The organism is Oleiphilus messinensis (genome assembly GCF_002162375.1).
Taxonomy (GTDB): domain Bacteria; phylum Pseudomonadota; class Gammaproteobacteria; order Pseudomonadales; family Oleiphilaceae; genus Oleiphilus; species Oleiphilus messinensis.
In genome coordinates, this window is sequence record NZ_CP021425.1 from 4,003,007 (window position 1) to 4,023,911 (window position 20,905).

The following is a 20,905-nucleotide window of genomic DNA, read 5'->3' on the forward strand; positions in this document are numbered from 1 at the left end:
AACAAGAACCTTGCACAATTTGCAACAATTGGGTTCCAATAAAAGATATTCATGGATTTAATGGTTGAACCTCATCGAGTAAGACTACCCGAAATCTAACGACTGTATTTGACGACAAACTTGTATTTGAAAACATAAGTGCCACGCACAACAGAGACAAAATGGTAGTCGGTTTTCTCATCAGCAGTAATAGAGCAAGGACTATCCCGCACCGGCATGTGTTAAAAATTACGCAAAATAGAAAAAAGTTATGACAAAGCTGTTTCAATACCGATTTTACGCTCTACTCCTACTCATATTCACTGTTTTCAGCGCTCAGGCAAAAATGCTGGAAACACGGGATTTTACCCCGCTGAGTCCTGACAAGGAGCAAATGAAAACCAATGCCCTGATCACTTACCAGTTACAGCGTTACCATTATCGTAATCTGCCACTTGAAGACACAGTGGCTGAACAAGTGTTCGATAATTACCTGGATGCATTGGACAATCAGAAGCTGTACTTCATTGCCAGTGATATCAAAGAATTCGAACCCTACCGACGGGAACTTAATAAAGCACTTTCAACCGGTCAACTTGACCCTGCTTTTCGAATCTACAACCGCTATCAACGCCGTGTGATTGAACGCCTTGAGTACAGCTTAAGTCTGCTGGACAAGGGCATCGATCAATTCGACTTCGGCAAAGATGAAGAGCTCCTGATTGATCGTGAGCCGGAACATTGGACAAAAAGTCAGGAAGAACTGGATGACCTTTGGCGTCGACGAGTCAAAGGCGCTGTGCTCAGCCTTAAACTGTCCGGAAAAGAACCCAAGGAAATCGCAAAAACCCTGAAAAAACGCTATGAAAGCCAGTTAAATCGGGTACTGCAAGCCAATAGTGAAGACGCATTTCAAACCTATATGAACGCCTTCACCGGTGTTTATGACCCCCACACTCAATACTTCTCACCGCGCACCAGCGAAAACTTCAACATCAACATGAGTCTTTCTCTGGAAGGTATTGGAGCAGTACTGCAAACAGACAACGAATTCACCAAAGTCGTTCGTTTGGTTCCTGCAGGTCCTGCTGACAAACAGGGCGAACTGCGACCGGCAGACCGAATTGTGGGCGTTGGTCAGGGCAAAGAGGGTGAAATAGTTGATGTTATTGGCTGGCGACTGGATGAGGTTGTGGATTTGATCCGTGGCCCGAAACAAACCATCGTAAAACTTGAAGTCGTTTCCGCGGATAGCCAGGATGAAAACCAGACGCACGTCATCAGCATACGCCGCGACAAAGTTAATCTTGAAGAACAGGCTGCACAGAGTGACGTGATCGAGATCGAGCGTCAAGGCCGTAAGTTTAAAGTCGGCGTTATTGATATCCCTACTTTCTATGCCGATTTTCAAGCCATTCAACGAGGTGACCCCAATGCCCGCAGAACCACTCAGGATGTGCAGCTTCTGCTTCATGACATGATGAAAAAGGGTATTGATGGTCTCGTGATTGATCTGCGCAACAATGGCGGTGGATCTCTGGGTGAAGCAAATGCCCTGACCGGTCTGTTCATCAAGGAAGGACCTACAGTCCAGATTCGATATGCCCGGGGTGGTGTCGAGGTGATGCGGGATCAGGATCCCCGGCTTCTGTATGATGGCCCAATGCTGGTACTTGTAAATCGCATGAGCGCCTCTGCATCTGAAATTTTCGCTGGTGCGATGCAGGATTATGGCAGAGCTATTGTTATGGGTGGCCAGACATTTGGTAAAGGAACCGTGCAACAAATTCGGTCACTGGAACACGGACAGCTTAAATTGACACAAGCAAAATTCTATCGGGTTTCCGGCGCGAGCACCCAACACAAGGGTGTTATCCCGGATATCACTATGCCTTCGATCATTGATAAAAACGAGATTGGTGAAGACTCGTTACCCGAAGCTCTACCTTGGGATCAGATCAAGTCGGCGGAGTACACAAAAAACAATACCTTTTCGGCCTTCATCGATTCCCTCCAGAAACGCCACCTGGATCGAATGTCGGACAATCCGCTTTACCAGACCCTGCTTGAAGAAATCGAATTCGCTGCGCGCCAGCGAAACCAAAAAACGTTATCGTTAAACGAAAAACAGCGCATCGATGAAAAAGAGAAACGGGAAGCGGAGCAATTGGCAATTCTCAACAAAAAGCGAGAAGCTGAAGGCGAGAAAGTACTGAAAAATCTCGACCAACTGGAAGAAGAACAAGAAGAGAACAGCACTAAAAAAGTAACCTACAAGCCAGACTTTGTTGCCCGTGAAGGCGGTGAAGTGCTCCTGGATCTGCTGGACTTGAGTGAACAGATGGCCGCACAGGCAAATCAACACTAATATTCAATCAGCACCGCGAAACGGTTGGCCGGCCTCGACTCCCCTACACAGCGGAGTCGGGCCTTGCCAACGCTGTAGACTTCAGATACACACCAATATTGAATCATCTAAACGCCCTGCCGAACCACATAGCATTTGACATTTCAGTTCTTTTACACAAATCTGAAATCAGCATTTTATAAAATTCTGGTAGCCGTATATGGATCCATCCGATAACGATAAAAAAGCAAGTTCCGAGACACAGTCAGAGCAATCTCTCTCCCGTAGCCGAAGAGATGAAAGTGAATCAAAGGACAAGAGCTCTAACTATGAACCTCCAAACACGCCATCGGACAGTCGTTCCAAGCCTCAAGGACAGACTTCTCAAGGACTTCCAAAAACTCAGGATGAACATCGAGAAGGCAAACGAGACGAAGACGAGAGCGGTATTATGAACAAGCTATCCGGAATCACGTCTTCGGCATTTCGTTTCGCCAAAAAAACGACCGGAACCTCCTGGAAAGTTGGCAAAGCCATAATCAAATCCCAGGATCAATTAAAGCTGATGGTTTCAGCGGGAGAATCACTTCGGGATATTCGAGAAGTTGCAGGCTTGACCCTGAGTGAACTCAGTGATGCACTTAACCTTAAAGACAAAACGCTACTCGAAGCCGTTGAAAATGGGACGGCAACCCTTTCTTTCGAGCTTATCTTACGATTAGCGGCACTGCTTGCCCGCAATGACCCAATCCCCTTCATCCTTCGCTTTACGCGAACCTATAATCCCGAAATATGGAAAGTCCTGCACGATTGGGGGTTGGGTAGATTACCGCTTCAATTCGAACGTGAACGAAAATTTATTAATATTTACCGCTCCCATGACGAAGCTCGAAAGCTTTCTGATCAAGGGTATGAACGCGTCCTCGAATTTACCCGGCAGGCATTCGAGCTCTCCTTGCATTTCATTGCAGAGCAAGAACGAGTCTCCGCAGATAACGACCTGACAGAAGATGAAAAGGTTGCGAAGGAAATTCGGCGTCAGGCTGAAAAAGCGAGAAAGCAGAATAAAGCCGACCGGGACTAGGGCCTGACTTCACCAATCGGAGCCGCCACAGCCTGGATGATACGGGGAGACGAGAGGGAAGTCAGCCAAAGTGCCAATACCGTCTCCTGCTGTCCCTGATCAGGAATGTCTGGAAGGGCCAAGCGCCAATTCCCCTGTCCCGGATACTGTTGGTGGTGTAATACAACAAAATCGTGGTGTAGTGTTTCACCTCGGTTTTCACCCGCTTTCACGTTTGTTTTCAAGCCATTGCCCAGATAAGCCAGATTCAATATCAAACGCTCTTGTTCTGGAAATTTCACGTCTAGTGAACCCTGTTGGATACGGGCTGCAAGCACACCCGGCTGAGATTGGTTGGCTGGCCATTCCCGCTGTCCCGCAAACCAGCCACGAAACTCGTGACTATTGATCACAAAACCCGGTGTATAGACTTGTTTGACTATCCCGCTACGGGCATAACGCCGCTGCAAAGCACTGTATGCCTTGCTGGCAAATCGATCCTTCCACCCCAGGCGATCCCAATAATCAACATGGTAAGCTAGGGGTATAAATTGCTGGTACAAACCAGACTGTTGTTTGAGGCCTGAGAGCCAGGTATCTGCAGGGGGACAACTACTGCACCCTTCGGAAGTAAAGAGTTCAATGACATCTGTCGCTCTTGATCCGCTTTTTACCGACCAGTTTGCATCCGCTAATAACAGGCCTTCCTCTGATGCGCTGGCAACAGACATCGAGACACTGAGAATGCCACTTAAAATACCCGCAGTTATAAAACTTTTTTTCGACACGGCCTTGCTCTCCATACAAATATGAAATGGAACCCTATGGAGAGTAGAGAGACACTGGTGGAAAAAGTTCAAATTACCCGATAGTGGCGTATCGTGACATCCAGCGTCAAAGTTATCGACTCCAGTTGTTGCGCGGCTTGTTTACCTTCATAAGGTGCTTTGTATAAATGCGGAGTCATGGTCAGTAAATCTTGAATCTGCGCTTTATCGATTGCGGGCAATAATTCGGTTAAATGCGAGGTCGAAATCAATTCGAAACCTGATTCCGCTGCAAGATCGCTCGACGTGACCTGACTTTTTTTCACCGTTGGGTAAATCACCTTTCGAAGCTCGATTAAATGTTCCGGGCCGGGGTCAACCAGTATTAGTGATGCTCCCGGGCGCATGACCGCTTTGAACGCCGAATAACACGGGAAGCCGAACAGACATAACAGCACATCCAGACGCTCTGGAGTGATAGGGGGCTGCTTGTTGGATGCCACCAGCCAAATAGCGTGTTTATCCAGTTTGGAGGCGGCAACAATGGCTTCCTTGGAGATATCCCAGCCGACAGGCACCACTGCGCTCCCTTCGGCACGTAGCGCCTGGCTTAGAAAATTCAGATAATATCCGTCGCCACATCCTGCATCGGCAATCACCAAACCTTTGTCACTCGCCTGCGAAGCCTCTGAGTGACCAGACTTCACCATGTTAAAGACTTGCGTAGCGACCGGTTCATACAAGCCTGCCTGCAAAAATCGCCGGCGAGCCGCAATCATCGCTTTACTGTCACCCGGGCTTCGAGACTTCTTTTGTTGTACCGGAAGCAGGTTAAAGTACCCCTGCTTGGCCTGGTCAAAAGAATGCCCGTTCAAACACACCAACTGTCGCTGCTTGAGTGACAATTCACAAAGACAAATCGGGCAAGATAGCAACGAATGAAACACCTCAGCGTTAACAGACTGTGGCTCGTGTATCGGATCAGACATAGAAAAGGCGATTCCCCTGAGAATAAAACGCCTATTCTGACGCGCTGCCCAGTGAAATCAAGCATAATACGTTTCAGGCTGACTGGGGTCAGTCACCCCGGACTGGAAAATCAATGGCGCGATGTGATCGACACACACGCGCCAGTGCGAAATCCATTCGCGGATTCAATTCAATGCTTTAAGTTTTACTGGACTGTTTTACGCTGTATCGACTCAAAACTGCGGATATAAGGGCTGTTCGTCTGCAAACGCAGAGGTAATGTTTCCAGTGCCGCTTCCGCCTGCTCACGTGTAGCATAATGCCCATAGAACAAGTTATACCAGCTTCTCAAGCCAAGTTTACCTTCGTTGAAAGCGATAGGTTGATCACTCAAAACATGGCTGTTGCGGTTAATGTAACTCACCAAATGCTGCTTCTGGTAAACTCCGACCAGCTGAATGCTGTAATGCTCAGGATTTTGTGCAAACAACCAGTCATGACCATTTAAAGGTAACGTCGGTTCGGTTAATCCAGCGCCCTGATTAGATGGCCCCTCAATGCGAAACTTGAGGTTATCGATGTCACTGTTAACTGCCGCCAGCGTCGTCTGCAGTTTCTCCACCGACGCTAACATTTCGGCATCCATCGCGCTTAAAGATGCAATGCTCTGGGCGTTGTTCGTAACCTCAGTCTGAATCTCGGATGACTGTTGTTGCTGACTGAACAGAGTCGCTTCCAATTCGGCAAACTTATCTTGAACCAACGTCAAACCAGAATCCAGTGCGTTAATCAAACCCAGCTGTTGTTCCGAATCCGTTGAAAGTGCTGAAATCTGCCCCTGCACTTCCTCTGGCACCGTCGTGGGGTAAAACTGAAAGTATGTTGTGGAAGCGGCAGTCAATAATGCCAATGCCGCCACACTGCCAACTAACCAGCCGATACGCTTATTGGTAACAACTTTGGTTTCAGCTACGCCCGTCTCCAAGTGTTGTAATTTTTCTCGCAACCCCTGTGTGACATCCTCAAGAGATGTGTGATCCTGAGTGAGCACTTTCAAAGCATCCTGATGTTCAGAATGCAAAGCGCTCATGTTCGCTAACTGCGCCTTGTTGAGCGACAACTGTTCACCGGTTTGCTTCGCAAAGCTCTGAAAGGCCTGATCACGTTGCCCCGCGACAGCTTCCAGCTCTTCGTGCATTTCGCTAAGCTGTTGATGGCTGCTATCCAGGGAATTCAAACGGGAGTGCTGCTCCTGGATTGCCTCCGAGGCCTTAACCATTTGTGCTGCAAATTCCCGGAAGGAATCGTTAAAACGCTGATCCAGTGCTTTGGTTAATTCAAGCTGTTGGCTGGATGACAGCTCCAGGCGATTTGCGACCCGCTCAATCTCTGCTGCGGTATTAAAACTCCGGCTTTGCAGCTCATCCAGAGAGCGTGTGAGCGCTTCCTGAGATTTCGCAAACAAATCACCGATACCACCAAGTTGTGATTCTAAATCATCAATCTTGGCATTGATATCTCGCGCCAGACGCTCTGCCCCCTCATGCTCCGATAAATGTATCAGTTTACCGGGCTGTGGAACACTCTCGGCATTGACTTGACTGGTTATCGTGGGTACTTCTGCATCAGATGACGATTCGGTTAATACTTCGAATGATTCGCTGACAGTATGCTCTGTTGCCTCCGCCGGAAGCGATGAATTGCGCTGATTTGATGTGTCTTGCTGAGTAGATGCCCCGTTTTGGGCACTTTCATTAAAATTATCCGCTAACGTACTTCCTGAATTATTGCCAGACATGATAGACCTCCACCCTTGGAAAGTTGGCTAAAGTGTACGGATACTGCTGGATTTGAAGCTACTGCTGGAAAGACTTCTACCTTGATTGCTATATCAAAGGAACATAACACTGTTATTACAAGGCAAAAAAAGAGCCAATTTTTTGACTAAACAGGCCGTTTTTATCGCGATCGGATTTATATAGCCAATTGTGATTAAAGGCAGGTCTTTAGATGGAATTTATAGCTACCAAGAGCCCAAAGCATTGTGTGAAATGCTGAAAAGATTAAATCATCAAGAGTTGCTCCGGTAACTGAGTCGCAAATCCTGCGGCTCTGGGATGACCTCCGCCACCTAATCCAACAGCGATCTCCGCGACATTCACGCCATCCTCTGTGGCTCTTAACGACCAGCCACGTTTCGTGCCCTTGTCGCTGTAACCCGCGGCAAAGGGGTGCCCCTGAGCCAGTTCACTCAAGAGCTCACTGGCGATACTGTTTGGGCAATTAACTACCGGAACATCATAACCGGCGATCTTTCCCATAACCGCACGAGTCTTGAAATATTCGATCTGTTTACGCCGATACCGATTAATAATTACCCCTTCTTTCGCTAATTCTCGCAACTCGATTGGCTTCCGAGCATATTCCGACCATACCTCAAAGTCGTAAGGCCGAGCCATCAATGCCACAGTGACAGGCCCTGTATCCGTAAAAGACCAATGCCACAAATCCCTGTCCTGTACATGCTGCAGCAGCATCGGTACGGGGGTGTCATGAAAATATTCCCAGGCGATTACCGCACCGGAACGTGTCAGGTCAAAATTGAGACACAAATTCGAATATTCTCGATCCAGCCCTGAGCAGTCTGTTTGTGCCGTGACATGGTGATCGAGCACGATCACTTTTCTCGCAACGGAACACAATTCTGCCATTTGTGCTTTTTTATAGGCATAATCAAGCAAGTACACCACCGCGTTCTGCACTTCCCGGGGAATCGCATCGCCGTGATTTGCAGCAACGAAATGAACCCGATCCAGCATCTGGCAGTCAGCAAAATAAGTCCACGCGGCAAACGCGCTGCCAAAACCATCCAGACATTCAGCGCCATGGTAGATCACCACAATCGGGGCACTTCCTGTCAAAATTTCCGTATCTGTAATCTTCACGAGCACCTCTTGAATATAAACCCAGCTCAACTCGACGGCATTTCGTTACGTTCCAACATGGCCTCCAAAGTCGCGACGTCCATCAATGCACACATTCGATCAACAACCGTTCCGGCGAGCCAAGGTCTTTTACTCCGTTCAGACCGCCACTTAACATCGTCCGGAGACAAGGTAATCGCCTGATCCACACGATTGCAGGCCAAAGACCACTCACTGTTACCTAATCGGATGACATAAGTGTACTGATCTCTGTAACGCTCCTGATAGCGCTCAGGCATCACCCACAATGCGGTATCAACAACCCGTAGTGATCGATCCTGGGTTTGCATCAAGCCCATAAACCATCTGGACCGTCCCACAATACTGGTTAATTCAGGCGCCATGGTATGGATCGAGCCCAGGGAAATCAGCGGTACAGCGAGCATTAATCCTGCGACTTCAAACAGCAAGCATTCAAATTCTTTTTCACTCCATTCCGGTCGCCCGGATTTTACGCCATTGCCCGGCGGTGCGGGTGGAGCCACAGCCAAAGCATCGGATTCGACAGCAACGACGGGCTTCTCGACCGGCTTGGCCAGTGTTTCGGCTTTAGTCAGCTTTTGCGAAGTTGCATCACATTTTATGTCTGGTGAAAGCACTTCGCTGTCAACATCACGCTCACCTTGAGTCTGCCGCTCTGCAACCATGCTTTCTGAAACGATGGCTTCAGCAGCGATGGTTTCTGCAACGACGGCTGGCTCAGCAGAATCCAGCTTTGACTTAGCCTCTGTTTCGACCACGGATTCCTTGGTTTGCTCGACACGTTTGGTGTTATGCGTTTCTTCCAAGGTGCTGGCCAACCGGGCACGGAGTAACTTCTCGGCCAGGGATACAGGTTCCCGGAATTGAGTACTCCCATCCAATCTGCTGGCTTTATCCCGCGCCGCTGCTCTCTGAACCGCAAGCGAGGCACGCTCATCCAACGCTTCACGTGGGGAGTTGTCCGGAACGGTATACAGGGAACGGTTTTCATTAACCGGTCTGGCGATAACCGGATTGCTTGAAATTGATTCTGGATCAACCTTTGTTTCAACTTCTTCAAGTCTATTCGTGGATGACGCTGCGCCATCAAGCTGCTCGCCAGGGTCAGGTTTAATCGGTTTTGTTTCCAATTCCGCTAACCAGCGTTCCGCCTCTTCCTCTTCTTTCTGCTGAGCAAGCTCATCCGGGGTAAACATAGTTTTTGTGTGATCCCTGTCCTGACTATCCTGACTTTGAACCAAGTTTTTCTTGACCAAGGTTGTGTTATGGTGAGCCTTTTCCGCGACCAGCTTCCGGCTTGCGTTACTCTTCGTCCTGGATTGAGTACGCTCTCTCAAGCGCACTTGTCGAACCTGATCTTCCTCTTCCTTTTGTTGCTCAAAACGTTCGGTTAACTCCGTCTTGACCGGGATCATTTCAAGAAGAAATTCGTTTATCGCATCCTGGGGACGGATACTGGAGTCATTGTAGCCATCCATTTCCGCGTGCGGCTTTGCTGCCGAGCCTTCATGCTCCGCTCCGGCTTTCGGATTATAGCGCTTAACCATCAACAATCTCCTTAAAAGCAGCGGCAATCACAGGCTGTTGGTGCCTGTAATATTCCGCTACTTTCAAAGACAAACAGTTAGCACAACCGTACATCCAATCTTCTCCGAAACAGCAAACTCTGGAAGTTAATAAGGAAATTCATCGAAACTTAAATAAACATTTTAGCGTGTTACTCAGCAATCAATTCAACAGATCAACCAACAGCCGTTTGTAAGCTCTTACGCCATGGGTCGCTGCATCAAGATTGCCAGGTGGTATTCCCATTCTACTCGCATCCCTGAACTTTGTGTCAACCGGAATTGCAAAGCGCCATATATGTTCCGCATACTGTTTTTTCAGGGTTCGAAGTGTTTGCGTAGACGCCTGGGTTCTTCGGTCAAACATCGTTGGTACAATCATGTAGTCCAATTCGTGACTCTGAGACCGAATTACCATTTGCAGTGTATGCATCATTCGTTCCAGCCCCTTTAACGCCAAAAACTCGGTTTGCACAGGAATAATCAGCTTTTGACAGGCTGCCAGTGCATTAATCATTAACACGCCAAGGGACGGCGAATTATCAATGAGAACATAATCGTAGTCGTCCCATAAAATATTCAGGGTTTTAGAAATAATCAACCCCATGCCTTCCACACCAACCATTCTGCGCTCCAAGGTCGCCAACGCAGTAGATGCAGGGAGTAAGTCAAGATACTCCACACCCGTTGGCACGATCAGTTGTCGCGGCAATTCGGTCGGTACTTTTCCATTGTAAGCAAATAAATTAAATGCGCTATTTTCAATTGTATCCGGGTCATGTTTAAAATAACTGGTCAGCGAACCGTGGGGATCGAGATCCATTAACAATACCCGACGCTTCTGCTCCGCAAATAACCCGCCTAGCGCCACGACTGAGGTTGTTTTACCCACTCCCCCTTTTTGATTCGCCACGGACCAAACCTTCACACGCGTCCTCCAAAAACCAATCTTTCGCTTAAACTTCGATATTGATACATCACTATATCGGCCTCTGCACAAGAGAGTTGAACAATTCAGCGGCAATTTATTGCCTTATTTTCTATAAAAGCGCTGTAATTCGTTGATTTTCTGAACTTTAGGCATTTATGAAAGGTATAGAAGCAGAGATCGTGCCAGCAAAAGGGGATTTAACATGCATTTGCCCTAAGCAATGTCGCTGTGGACTGGATGAGTCAACTCGTAATGCATCTTGCAGCTGAATCAGCTACTAAGAAAATTTGTTGACTGCACACGCCTCTATTTTCGAACACTTGCTCGGACATTATTTTGTCGAGAGATCAGCAGTACGACACGACGGTTTTTCCGGCGCCCATCCGCACTGCTATTGGTCGCGATGGGTTGGTGTTCACTGTAACCGATCGCAGCTAATCGTTTGGGGTCCACGCCTTCCATTTGCAACATTCGAACGACGGTCGCGGCGCGAGCGGAACTCAGCTCCCAGTTGGTCGGGTACTTACGGGTTTTAATCGGAACATTGTCGGTAAATCCTTCCACAAGTATCGCGTTTTCAGCACCACTTAGGGTTCGCGCTATCTTTTCAATAACGGGGAAAGCATCATCTACCGGCTCGGCATCACCACTCTGAAACAAGATACCGCTGTCCAATGAGATTTCGATCCACTGGTCATTTTCATTTACTGTCACCAGACCATTCGAGATCAAAACTTCAAGAGAAGAGGATATCTTATCGGTAATTTCTTGAAACGTATTGACCTCAGTATTGACATTACTGTCCGCACCACGCGGGGCGATGTGAATTGGATTGATATTGTTATCTTCGGCTTGGGAGCTGGAGTAGGACACCTTATCACCCACCTCAATCGGCGTTATACTCCGCTGGGAGGCATTAAATACCCCTTCAAGTGTCTGGGATAGCACTTTGTACTTTCCTTCGTTCACAGACGAAATCGAATACATCACAACAAAGAACGCAAATAACAACGTTATAAAGTCTGCATAGGAGACAAGCCAACGTTCTTTACTATCATGTTCTTCTTCGTTACGTCTGCGCATAATGCACTCTCCCGTTGATTTTTACTCGGCCAAAAAACCTTTCAACTTCAACTCTATTGCTCTGGGGTTTTCCCCTTCCGAGATAGACACAACACCTTCAATAATCAATTCATGATAGGTTGCTTGTTTTCGCGTGATTTCCTTTATTTTATTCGCGATGGGGAAGAAAAGCATGTTGGCGAATGCGACCCCGTAGATCGTTGCAACGAAAGCCGTGGCAATACCCGCCCCCAACAGTTTAGGATCCTGTAAATTGGTCATCACATGTATTAACCCCAGCACAGCACCGATAATGCCGATTGTGGGCGAGTACCCACCCATGCTTTCATAAACCTTGGCAACATCCATACTGCGGGTTTCTGTGGTGATCATTTCAACTTCCAACACGCTTCGGATGGTTTCCGGTTCAGCCCCGTCAACCAACAGCTGCAAACCTTTGTTTGCAAATCGCTCTTTTTCTTTATCCGTTAAAGGCTCCAACCCCAACAAACCATTTTTCCGTGCTCGGACGCTCCAGCCAATTATTTTGTCTATTCCATCTTCAAGACTGATATAAGGGGGCACAAACACCCAGCGTAGACGTTTTAATGAAAGCATGAGCAATCCAAAGGAAGACTGTATGCAAATAGCAGCGAACGTCCCACCAATTACGATTAAAGCTGCAGGGAAATTAAGCAGTGACTCAACGTGACCGCCTTCCAGGTAGTTGCCACCGATCAGCGCTCCAAAGGCGAGAATAACACCAAGAACACTTAAAAAATCCATCTTCAGACCACGCTACTGATGAGCTGGGGTGCGAATTCCTCCAAAGACAAGACCAGGTCAGTGAGGCCTGCCTTGGCAACCGCCATGGGCATACCATAGATCACAGAGCTGTCCTCATTCTGCGACCAGACTGCGGACCCGGCATTTTTCATCATACGGCACCCTTCCCTGCCATCCGCTCCCATGCCAGTCAGAATGATCCCCAGGGTTTTACCGGGAAAAACCTTGGCTGCAGAGCCAAACGTAACATCTACGCATGGTTTGTAATTTAGACGGTTATCGCCTTCCAGGATACGTACTTTTGTTCCACCGCGACTCTCCAGCATCATTTGTTTTCCCCCAGGTGCTAACAGGGCAACGCCTTTTTGCAACGTATCACCATCACTGGCCTCCCTTACTTCAATGGCACACAACTTATTCAATCGCTCCGCAAAAGCCGGTGTAAAGCTGGCAGGCATATGTTGCACCAATACAATCGGGGCAGGAAAATCCCTGGGTAGCTGCGTAAGTACTTTCTGCAGTGCCAGCGGTCCCCCGGTTGAGGTCCCAATCAGTACACAGCTATAACTCCTGGGTTTGATCCTTACGGCTTCTGTAGGCGAAGTGCTTTGCACTTGCCGAGGCGTTGCAGAAACATCCGAGGCACGCACACTAACGCTCTGTCCTGAACGCCCTGACAGAGTCGACCGGCGTTGAGTACGCTGCACGTTAGCATCTGGACGGTTGGACACATTTCGGCGGGACTCACGGGGGGGGCTGATTGTATGTTTTGAGGGTTCCGGTTTTGGCGGTTCACTGGGAACCCCGCGGGATACACTGGGTGAGAATGAGCGCAGGTGACTCTTTGCGACAGCAATAATACGCTGTTTCAACACATCTTGAAGGGTGCTGGAGTCACGGGAAATATCTTCAAAATTCTTGGGCAGAAAATCGACGGCTCCGGCAGCAAGGGCATCTAACGTTACCCTGGCACCTTCATATGTCAATGAAGAAAACATCAATACTGGTGTCGGCTGAGATGCCATAATTTCCTTGACGGCAGAAATACCATCCATCACGGGCATTTCGTAATCCATTGTGATGACATCGGGTTTCAGGCGTTTGGATTGTTCAACCGCCTCTCGCCCATTTGAGGCGGTACCTACAACCTCAATCTCAGTTACACTTTTTAAAATTTCACAGACTCGACGTCTGAAAAAGCCCGAATCATCAACCACCAGAACTCGAACAGCCACAACCTTGATACCTCCGTGGTTTGACAACCAAGCTTATGCGTAACGCTGCAACAAACTTGGAATATCAAGAATCAACGCAATCCGACCATCACCGGTTATGGTAGCCCCAGCCATGCCTGGCGTCCCATGGAGCATTTTGCCCAATGGTTTGATAACGACTTCCTCCTGACCAATCAATTGATCCACAACAAATCCGACTCGCTTGGTCCCAACAGACACAATCACAACATGAGCGGTGGTTGAGTTCGTGTCCGTATACATTCCCCGAATCAACCAGCGCTTGATATGGAACAGTGGGTAAACTTTGTCCCGAACAACAACACACTCTTGCCCATCAACAACGTTGGTACGGGTAATATCCAAATGGAAAATCTCGACAACGCTGACTAATGGAAAAGCAAATGACTGATTTTCAAGCATAACCATTAACGTCGGCATGATCGCCAGAGTCAGTGGCACTTTGATGATAATCCGGGAACCACGTCCCAGTTCAGAATCAATGTTAAGTGTGCCATTTAGCTGGGCGATTTTGGTTTTCACCACGTCCATACCAACGCCACGGCCAGACACATCAGAGATTTGGTCTTTGGTCGAAAACCCGGGGGCAAAAATCAGGTTAAAACATTCGTTATCTGTTAATCGGTCTGCGGCATCGGCATCATATAACCCCTTCTCAACGGCTTTACGTCGCAACACATCAGGATCCATCCCTGCACCGTCATCTTCAATCGAGAGCAGTATATGATCCCCTTCCTGTTCCGCAGAGAGAATTACACGACCGGTTCGCGCTTTGCCTGCATTTTCTCGAACATCCGGTGCTTCAATACCATGATCAACCGCATTACGGACCAAATGCACCAATGGATCCGAAAGTGCTTCTACAAGGTTCTTGTCGAGGTCTGTATCTTCACCTCGAAGTATCAGGTTTACTTCTTTCTTCAGATTCCGCGCGAGGTCCCGGACAACTCGAGGAAAACGACCAAAGACCTTTTTGATCGGCTGCATCCGGGTTTGCATCACGGCAGATTGTAAGTCGCCAGTCACCACATCAAGGTTTGAAACCGCTTTTTGCATGCTCTCGTCAGCGATTTCATCCCCTAACCGCTTAAGCCGGTTTCGAACCAATACCAGTTCGCCTACCATATTCATGATGTCGTCTAGTCGCTTGGTATCAACTCGTACAGTGGTTTCGGTCGCGATTGAGGCTTCTTTGGCGGGTGGTTTAGGTGGTGCTCCACGATTCGCTGCAGGCGCAACAGCCTTATCTGCAGACGCATTTTGAGCAGGCACCGAAGACTGGGATGGAACAGGTGCGCTAGCCTTCCCGGGCGTAGCGCCCTGAGGCCGAACTGGAGGAGACACAGAAGATGATGAGGCTGCACTCTCTGTTGTCGCATCGTCTCTGGTCGGCCCTTTGCCGGAACCATGGAGCTCATCCAGCAGGTTTTCAAATTCATCATCTGTAATCAGATCGTCTCCAGATGATGCTTTACCAGCCGCCCCAGATGGAGGTGGAGCGCTCTGGGAAGTGGAGCCATTCTGTACCGCCCCCTCATCTAATCCTGCGCCAAATTTTCCTACACCATGAAGATCATCCAGCAATCTTTCGAATTCATCATCGGTAATATCGTCACCCGATGCTTCAACCGACGCAGAAGCAGGAGAAACTGTCGCAGCGGGCGCTTCCTCAGTGCCGGGTGCTCCCGCATGCTTGCCTGGCCCATGGAGTTCGTCCAGCAACTTTTCGAATTCTTCTTCGGTAATTTCGTCATCAGAGCTTGAGCCGACAGGTTCATCATCCATGCCGAACAAATCAATGTCATCTGCTGCCGAGCTGGCGGGAGGTGGTGGCGCTTCAGGTGCACTTTGACTTGCCTCCTGAGGCGAATTCCCATTCGCGGGGCCATCCAAAGCGTCCAGCAATTGCTCAAACTCATCATCGGTGATATCACCCGCATCATCACCCGAGGCTTCGACCACATCTGGCGCCGAAACGACAGTTTCTTGTTGCGGTTCAGGTGGCGGAGCAGGGGTAGATGCTGAGCCGGCTTCGGCTGGTGTAGCCAGCAATTCCAGCGCGTGCAGTAATTCCGGGTCAGCAGCTGAGGGTTCTTCCCGATTCCGGACCTGCTCAAACATTTCGTTTACAGCATCCAAAGCCTGAAGAACAACATCCATCAGTTCCGAGGTTACGGGTCGTTTACCATTACGGAGAATATCGAAAACGTTTTCTGCAACGTGACAACAATCAACCAACGCATCTAATTGCAGGAAACCGGCCCCACCTTTCACGGTATGAAAACCGCGGAAGATAGCATTCAATAAATCCCGGTCTTCCGGGTTCCGCTCCAGATCAACTAATTGTTCCGAAAGCAGCTCCAGAATTTCGCCCGCTTCAACCAAAAAATCCTGTAGAATTTCTTCATCGGCTTCGAACGCCATTCACTTACCCCTTAAAAACCCAGGCTGGAAAGCAAATCATCAACATCATCCTGTCCGGATACAACGTCTTCACGCTCCGCAGCTTTGATTTGTGGACCTTCGCCAAGGGTCGCATCTTGTTCTTGTTTTTCGAACTCGTGTTCAGTACCCGTAATTTGATCAACTTTGCCCGCCATACGGACGAGATTAACCAGATTAACTTCGACTTCTTTAACTAAAGCAGTAACCTTCTGGATAACCTGGCCGGTAAGATCCTGAAAGTCCTGGGCAAGCAAAATATCTGAAAGATTACGATAAACCTGATCAGATTGAACTGTCATTTTATCGAGGAACAAATCCATTCGCTTGTACAGTTCACGAAACTCTTCAGGTGCCATTTCCCGACGTCTCAAGCGAGCCCAGTCCTGCTTTAGAACTTCAGCCTCCTCTTTCAGTTCGGAAGCAATTGGCATGCTTTCTTCAACCAGATCCAACGTTTTATTTGCTGCATTGTTGGTCAGTTGAACGACATAGGTTAAGCGATCTGAAGCATCGGTCATTTTTGACAGTTCAGCACTGTTTTGCTCGCTGATACTGCCATCCAAATGAAAATTACGAATGGCTTCGTGCAAACTTCGGGTCAATTTACCCACTTCCTGATACAGGCTGACATCCCGCGTCTGATTCAATTCAGAAATCACGGTCAACGCTTGCCCGATATTTCCCGAATCCACCAGATCTTTCAGCGTTGCAGCCTGATCCCTGAGTCGGATTTCAAAATCCATCAGTGATTCCCTTTCGTCTTTATTTTTTTCAGTCATAACCAAAGGAACCTAAATCAGGAATCGATTCGTTCAAAAATTTTCTCTATCTTTTCCTTAAGTACAGCTGCTGTAAACGGCTTAACCACATACCCGTTCACTCCCGCTTGGGCGGCAGCTACGATCTGATCTCGCTTGGCTTCCGCCGTCACCATTAACACAGGCAGACTTTTTAAATTATCATCGGCCCTGACTGCCTTGAGCAGATCAATACCGGTCATACCTGGCATATTCCAGTCGGTTACAAGGAAATCGTATTTACCGGTTTGCAGCATGGGTAACGCGGTACTGCCATCGTCCGCCTCATCTGCATTGGTAAAACCCAAATCTCGAAGTAAGTTTTTAATAATTCTGCGCATAGTAGAAAAATCATCTACTACCAGAATTTTCATATTCTTATCCAATTCGACCTCCAAATGCCGAGGTTGGAAACCCGTTAAATTTCATAGGACTACCTTAAAGTCTAGCCTGAGTTTTTAGGGTATCCAGTTTTTTCAGGAATAAATGTTTGTTTAATAGAATGATCTCTTTGATTTGTTAAAAGTAAACCTTTCTTTCTATATTCATTCGCTTCAACCTAGATCCAGTCCATCAATCTCGAGCGCAAGCGCAACGCAGCCTGACCGTGAATCTGGCTGACTCGGGACTCGCTTACCGACAACACTTGTCCGATTTCTTTGAGGTTCAGTTCTTCATCATAGTACAGTGAGAGCACCAATTGCTCACGCTCTGGTAAAGTCGAGATCGCTTTTGCGAGCTGTTCCTGGAAAGACTGCTTCTGCATCCCTTCATAAGGGATATTTGCCCGGTCATCGAGATCGCTATCCAGCTCGATACTGGCATTACCATCTCCCGACTCCAGTAATTCTTCGTAGCTGAAAAGCTTGCCACTCAAACTATCTTGAATACTGGCATAATATTCATCAAGGGGAATACCCAATTCATCTGCCACTTCTGCGTCGGTTGCATCACGACCCTTGCGATCTTCGACCGCTTTCATCGCCTCACTTATCCGACGACTGTTACGGTGAACCGACCTGGGTACCCAGTCGCCGCGACGAATCTCATCCATCATAGCACCACGAATGCGAATCCCTGCATAAGTTTCAAATGAAGCGCCTTTGGTTGCATCATACTTCCGGGACGCTTCCAATAAACCAATCATACCGCTTTGAATTAGGTCATCCAGTTGCACACTGGCAGGTAACCGGGCAGCCAAATGCTGCGCGATACGCTTGACCAGAAACGCATGTTTCCGGACCAAGGCATCCGCTTGTTGCATACTCGCATCTTTATACATCAATAAGCCGCTTGCCGGGTACATCGGAACATCACTCATGCTTTCATAAGTGCCAATCACGCATACTCAGTGAGCACTAAGCTTGCACGAGTCGCTCAACAAAAAACTCCAGATGTCCCCGCGGCGATGCCGGCAGAGGCCAGCTATCAGCCTTTTGGGCTAGCGACTTCAATGCAACAGCCGCTTTGGAACGGGGGTACGCCTCGACCACAGCTCGCTGGCGCTGAACTGCTTTACGAAGCGCCTCATCATAAGGAACACTTCCTACATATTGTAGCGCAACTTCCAGAAACCGTTCGGTAACCTTGGTTAATTTTGCAAACAGCTGACGTCCCTCCTGTGGCGTTCTAACCATGTTGGCCAAAACCCGGAACCGATACATTCCATGTTCGCGATTGAGTAACTTAATCAGTGCATAAGCATCTGTAATCGAGGTAGGCTCGTCACAGACTACTACTAATACTTCCTGTGAGGCCTTCAAAAAGCTAACAACCGAGTCGGAGATACCTGCAGCAGTATCCACAATCAATACATCAATGTTATCGCCGAGATCACTGAATGCGTTGACCAACCCGGCATGCTCCATCGGAGTAAGTGCGGTCATTTTTTGCGTCCCGGACGATGCGGGTACAATTTTGATCCCACCGGGACCATCCACCAAAACCTCTCTAAGTGAGCATTCACCATTGAGAACATCCGCAATGTTTCGACGAGAAGTGATACCGAGAAGCACATCAATATTGGCCAAACCCAAATCCGCATCCAGCACCACTACTCTGCGACCGAGCTCAGCCAGCCCGATTGCCAGATTAACGGACACATTACTTTTACCTACACCACCTTTGCCGCCAGTGACAGCAATAACTTGAACCGGGTGTGCTCTACTCATGGGGGCAACGTACCTCTACTCACTCGTTTAACATGTTTCAAACTGTTTAATGGTTTAAAACTGCCTAGTCGTTTAAATCTGCGTCGTTTTACATCGGCCGGATACTTTTCACTGGCCTCGTTGTTCACATAAACTTTGTCATTCACATAAACTTTGTCATTCACACAAAATCAGCTATACACACAAAACCAGTTATTCATGTCTGCTCGTCTGCTTCTATCAGTCAAATCGGAAAAGACTTCACTTGGTCACGCAAGACTCAACTTAATCGCTTGAAACCGCTAATACCGTTAACGCTCTGGACGTTTAAGGATCTCGACTAGTCACTTGCAATGTAGACCCTTGACGGGATTTTGGCAAAAGAATCCGGTGTCACAGGTCAACTCTTCGTCAATACCTTGATTCGTCAAAACGTTAATTTGTGTTTGGCTATGCCGATACCTCATAACCCGGCGTCAATTCCGTTGCATGGGCGGACTTGCCGTTTTCTTCACCGACCACGGATTGCATCAACTTTACCGCACGACTGACAATGGCTGGCGCGGTGGCGACATGAATGTCGTCAGGAATTTTTTGGCCGTCTGCAATATACGCCAATGGCAATTTTTCATGGGCAAGAAAACTGATCACCTCGCCCAGGCTTAACGCTTCGTCAATTTTGGTGACGATACACCCCTTCAATCCCAGCTCATGGTAAGATCTACAGCTTGCTTTCATGATCTGCGGCTGCGTGGTCGCCGGAATCACCAGAAAACTCTTGATATCCAGCTGACACCGCATGATTTCTTCATTTTGAACTTTCCAGTTACCATCCTGATGATTTAATCCGGCGGTATCAATCAAGACCAGTTTCTTATCCTTCAGTTTAACCAGTATCGACTGGAGCGAGTTCTGCTCATCAACGACATGAACCGGGATATCGAGAATCCGACCAAAAACCCGCAACTGCTCGTGGGCAGCGATCCGATAGCGATCCGTGGTGACCAGCGCGATGTCCTCTGCACCATTTGCCATTACAAAGCGGGTTGCCAACTTGCCAATGGTAGTCGTTTTCCCGGCGCCTGTAGCGCCGACTAGAGCGACTCGCCCCCCTTGCTCAAGAATACACTGCTCCGTGACAGACAGTCCGTGCGCAATGCGGCCAAGTACCTGGCGCCATGCCTGATGTATATCTTTTTCATGGGTTACGGCATCCAGCATCGATGTCGCCCATTGCCGCTCCATACCCATGGAGTCCAAGCGATGTTGGAGCTTTTGATGAACCGCAGACGTTTTTCGTGCGGTGTCTTGCAACTGCTGTTTGATGAGTTCTCGAAGATTAGACAGCTCGGATTTCATTTCGGCCATTTGTGCAGCACTGGCGGACGCAACGGGCTCTTCCTGCTGGATTCGCTTATCAGACAGCGACTCGGTCTTTACCTTCTGCCGAGGCCGAGACTCAATGGTTTCCTGATCGGCCCAACAGGCCGTAGCCTCTGCGTCCTGTTGATCCTCCAACTCTTCATCACGGCGTTTTCTGACTGCGGTGATACGCTCTTTTGAACGCTCCATTTCCCGCAATAATGCCAGGTGTTTCTCAGCCTTCATACTGGCCAGCTGTCCCGGTGTTGGCGCGGACTGAGAGGCACTGACCGACAACTCCGCCTTGGCCTGTTCTTCGTCGTAATCAAGTGCCGTCACAATTTCGACACCATCGTCAATTTTCTTGCTGGATAAGATTACGGCATCCGCACCCATTTCATCCCGCACCAGCTTCAGGGCTTCTTGCATGGTTGCTGCGAAAAAACGTTTCACTTTCATAGGA

17 protein-coding genes are annotated in these 20,905 nt (G+C 48.4%); 2 read left to right on the top strand and 15 right to left on the bottom strand.

What is annotated here, in order from left to right; genetic code table 11:
* Positions 1-250 precede the first annotated feature (250 nt).
* Positions 251-2,347, top strand: coding sequence for a carboxy terminal-processing peptidase (locus OLMES_RS17395; RefSeq protein ID WP_087462433.1), 2,097 nt, complete (start codon positions 251-253; stop codon positions 2,345-2,347).
* A gap of 199 nt (positions 2,348-2,546) precedes the next feature.
* On the top strand, positions 2,547-3,410 hold the full coding sequence (locus OLMES_RS28380; protein WP_198343022.1) for a helix-turn-helix domain-containing protein: 864 nt from the start codon (positions 2,547-2,549) through the stop codon (positions 3,408-3,410).
* On the opposite strand, the gene OLMES_RS17405 is transcribed toward OLMES_RS28380, so the two are convergent.
* The 15 genes from OLMES_RS17405 to flhF all read right to left on the bottom strand — a co-directional run bounded on the left by OLMES_RS17405 (position 3,407) and on the right by flhF (position 20,901).
* Positions 3,407-4,177, bottom strand: coding sequence for a DUF1223 domain-containing protein (locus OLMES_RS17405; protein WP_198343023.1), 771 nt, complete (start codon positions 4,175-4,177; stop codon positions 3,407-3,409). The two genes, OLMES_RS28380 and OLMES_RS17405, sit on opposite strands and share 4 nt — an antisense overlap.
* A 68-nt stretch (positions 4,178-4,245) precedes the next feature.
* A complete protein-coding gene (locus tag OLMES_RS17410; RefSeq protein ID WP_087462434.1) occupies positions 4,246-5,145 on the bottom strand; it encodes a putative RNA methyltransferase in 900 nt (299 codons plus the stop codon).
* A 185-nt stretch (positions 5,146-5,330) separates the two neighbouring features.
* Positions 5,331-6,923, bottom strand: a complete 1,593-nt coding sequence (locus tag OLMES_RS17415; RefSeq protein ID WP_087462435.1) for an SPOR domain-containing protein — start codon at positions 6,921-6,923, stop codon at positions 5,331-5,333.
* Between the two features lie 265 nt (positions 6,924-7,188).
* On the bottom strand, positions 7,189-8,070 hold the full coding sequence (locus OLMES_RS17420) for a DHH family phosphoesterase (RefSeq protein ID WP_232465135.1): 882 nt from the start codon (positions 8,068-8,070) through the stop codon (positions 7,189-7,191).
* 26 nt (positions 8,071-8,096) lie between these two features.
* Positions 8,097-9,638, bottom strand: a complete 1,542-nt coding sequence (locus OLMES_RS17425; RefSeq protein ID WP_087462436.1) for a chemotaxis protein CheW — start codon at positions 9,636-9,638, stop codon at positions 8,097-8,099.
* Positions 9,639-9,819: 181 nt separating this feature from the next.
* Entirely contained in the window at positions 9,820-10,584 is a 765-nt protein-coding gene (locus OLMES_RS17430; RefSeq protein ID WP_087462437.1) for a ParA family protein, read from the bottom strand.
* Between the two features lie 309 nt (positions 10,585-10,893).
* Entirely contained in the window at positions 10,894-11,670 is a 777-nt protein-coding gene (gene motD, locus OLMES_RS17435; RefSeq protein WP_087462438.1) for a flagellar motor protein MotD, read from the bottom strand.
* A gap of 21 nt (positions 11,671-11,691) precedes the next feature.
* On the bottom strand, positions 11,692-12,435 hold the full coding sequence (locus tag OLMES_RS17440) for a flagellar motor protein (RefSeq protein ID WP_087462439.1): 744 nt from the start codon (positions 12,433-12,435) through the stop codon (positions 11,692-11,694).
* Positions 12,436-12,437: 2 nt separating this feature from the next.
* Positions 12,438-13,670, bottom strand: coding sequence for a protein-glutamate methylesterase/protein-glutamine glutaminase (locus OLMES_RS17445; protein ID WP_087462440.1), 1,233 nt, complete (start codon positions 13,668-13,670; stop codon positions 12,438-12,440).
* 33 nt (positions 13,671-13,703) lie between these two features.
* On the bottom strand, positions 13,704-16,112 hold the full coding sequence (locus tag OLMES_RS17450; protein WP_087462441.1) for a chemotaxis protein CheA: 2,409 nt from the start codon (positions 16,110-16,112) through the stop codon (positions 13,704-13,706).
* Positions 16,113-16,123: 11 nt separating this feature from the next.
* Positions 16,124-16,912, bottom strand: coding sequence for a protein phosphatase CheZ (locus OLMES_RS17455; RefSeq protein WP_087462442.1), 789 nt, complete (start codon positions 16,910-16,912; stop codon positions 16,124-16,126).
* A gap of 17 nt (positions 16,913-16,929) precedes the next feature.
* Positions 16,930-17,304, bottom strand: coding sequence for a chemotaxis response regulator CheY (cheY, locus tag OLMES_RS17460; protein ID WP_456299504.1), 375 nt, complete (start codon positions 17,302-17,304; stop codon positions 16,930-16,932).
* Positions 17,305-17,489: 185 nt separating this feature from the next.
* Positions 17,490-18,212 (bottom strand): RNA polymerase sigma factor FliA, encoded by a 723-nt coding sequence (locus OLMES_RS17465; RefSeq protein WP_198343397.1) that lies wholly within the window; start codon positions 18,210-18,212, stop codon positions 17,490-17,492.
* A gap of 76 nt (positions 18,213-18,288) precedes the next feature.
* Entirely contained in the window at positions 18,289-19,101 is an 813-nt protein-coding gene (locus OLMES_RS17470; RefSeq protein ID WP_087462444.1) for a MinD/ParA family protein, read from the bottom strand.
* A 429-nt stretch (positions 19,102-19,530) separates the two neighbouring features.
* Positions 19,531-20,901, bottom strand: a complete 1,371-nt coding sequence (gene flhF, locus OLMES_RS17475; RefSeq protein WP_087462445.1) for a flagellar biosynthesis protein FlhF — start codon at positions 20,899-20,901, stop codon at positions 19,531-19,533.
* Positions 20,902-20,905: the final 4 nt, after the last annotated feature.

Excerpts from the sequence above, each read along its gene's own strand:
- OLMES_RS17415 (WP_087462435.1), bottom strand. The coding sequence starts at position 6,923 with ATGTCTGGCAATAATTCAGGAAGTACGTTAGCGGATAATTTTAATGAA.
- OLMES_RS17425 (WP_087462436.1), bottom strand. The coding sequence starts at position 9,638 with ATGGTTAAGCGCTATAATCCGAAAGCCGGAGCGGAGCATGAAGGCTCG.
- cheY (WP_456299504.1), bottom strand. The coding sequence starts at position 17,304 with ATGAAAATTCTGGTAGTAGATGATTTTTCTACTATGCGCAGAATTATT.
- flhF (WP_087462445.1), bottom strand. The coding sequence starts at position 20,901 with ATGAAAGTGAAACGTTTTTTCGCAGCAACCATGCAAGAAGCCCTGAAG.
- OLMES_RS17470 (WP_087462444.1), bottom strand. The coding sequence starts at position 19,101 with ATGAGTAGAGCACACCCGGTTCAAGTTATTGCTGTCACTGGCGGCAAA.
- OLMES_RS17455 (WP_087462442.1), bottom strand. The coding sequence starts at position 16,912 with ATGACTGAAAAAAATAAAGACGAAAGGGAATCACTGATGGATTTTGAA.
- motD (WP_087462438.1), bottom strand. The coding sequence starts at position 11,670 with ATGCGCAGACGTAACGAAGAAGAACATGATAGTAAAGAACGTTGGCTT.
- OLMES_RS28380 (WP_198343022.1), top strand. The coding sequence starts at position 2,547 with ATGGATCCATCCGATAACGATAAAAAAGCAAGTTCCGAGACACAGTCA.
- OLMES_RS17450 (WP_087462441.1), bottom strand. The coding sequence starts at position 16,112 with ATGGCGTTCGAAGCCGATGAAGAAATTCTACAGGATTTTTTGGTTGAA.
- OLMES_RS17440 (WP_087462439.1), bottom strand. The coding sequence starts at position 12,435 with ATGGATTTTTTAAGTGTTCTTGGTGTTATTCTCGCCTTTGGAGCGCTG.
- OLMES_RS17395 (WP_087462433.1), top strand. The coding sequence starts at position 251 with ATGACAAAGCTGTTTCAATACCGATTTTACGCTCTACTCCTACTCATA.
- OLMES_RS17465 (WP_198343397.1), bottom strand. The coding sequence starts at position 18,212 with ATGTATAAAGATGCGAGTATGCAACAAGCGGATGCCTTGGTCCGGAAA.
- OLMES_RS17410 (WP_087462434.1), bottom strand. The coding sequence starts at position 5,145 with ATGTCTGATCCGATACACGAGCCACAGTCTGTTAACGCTGAGGTGTTT.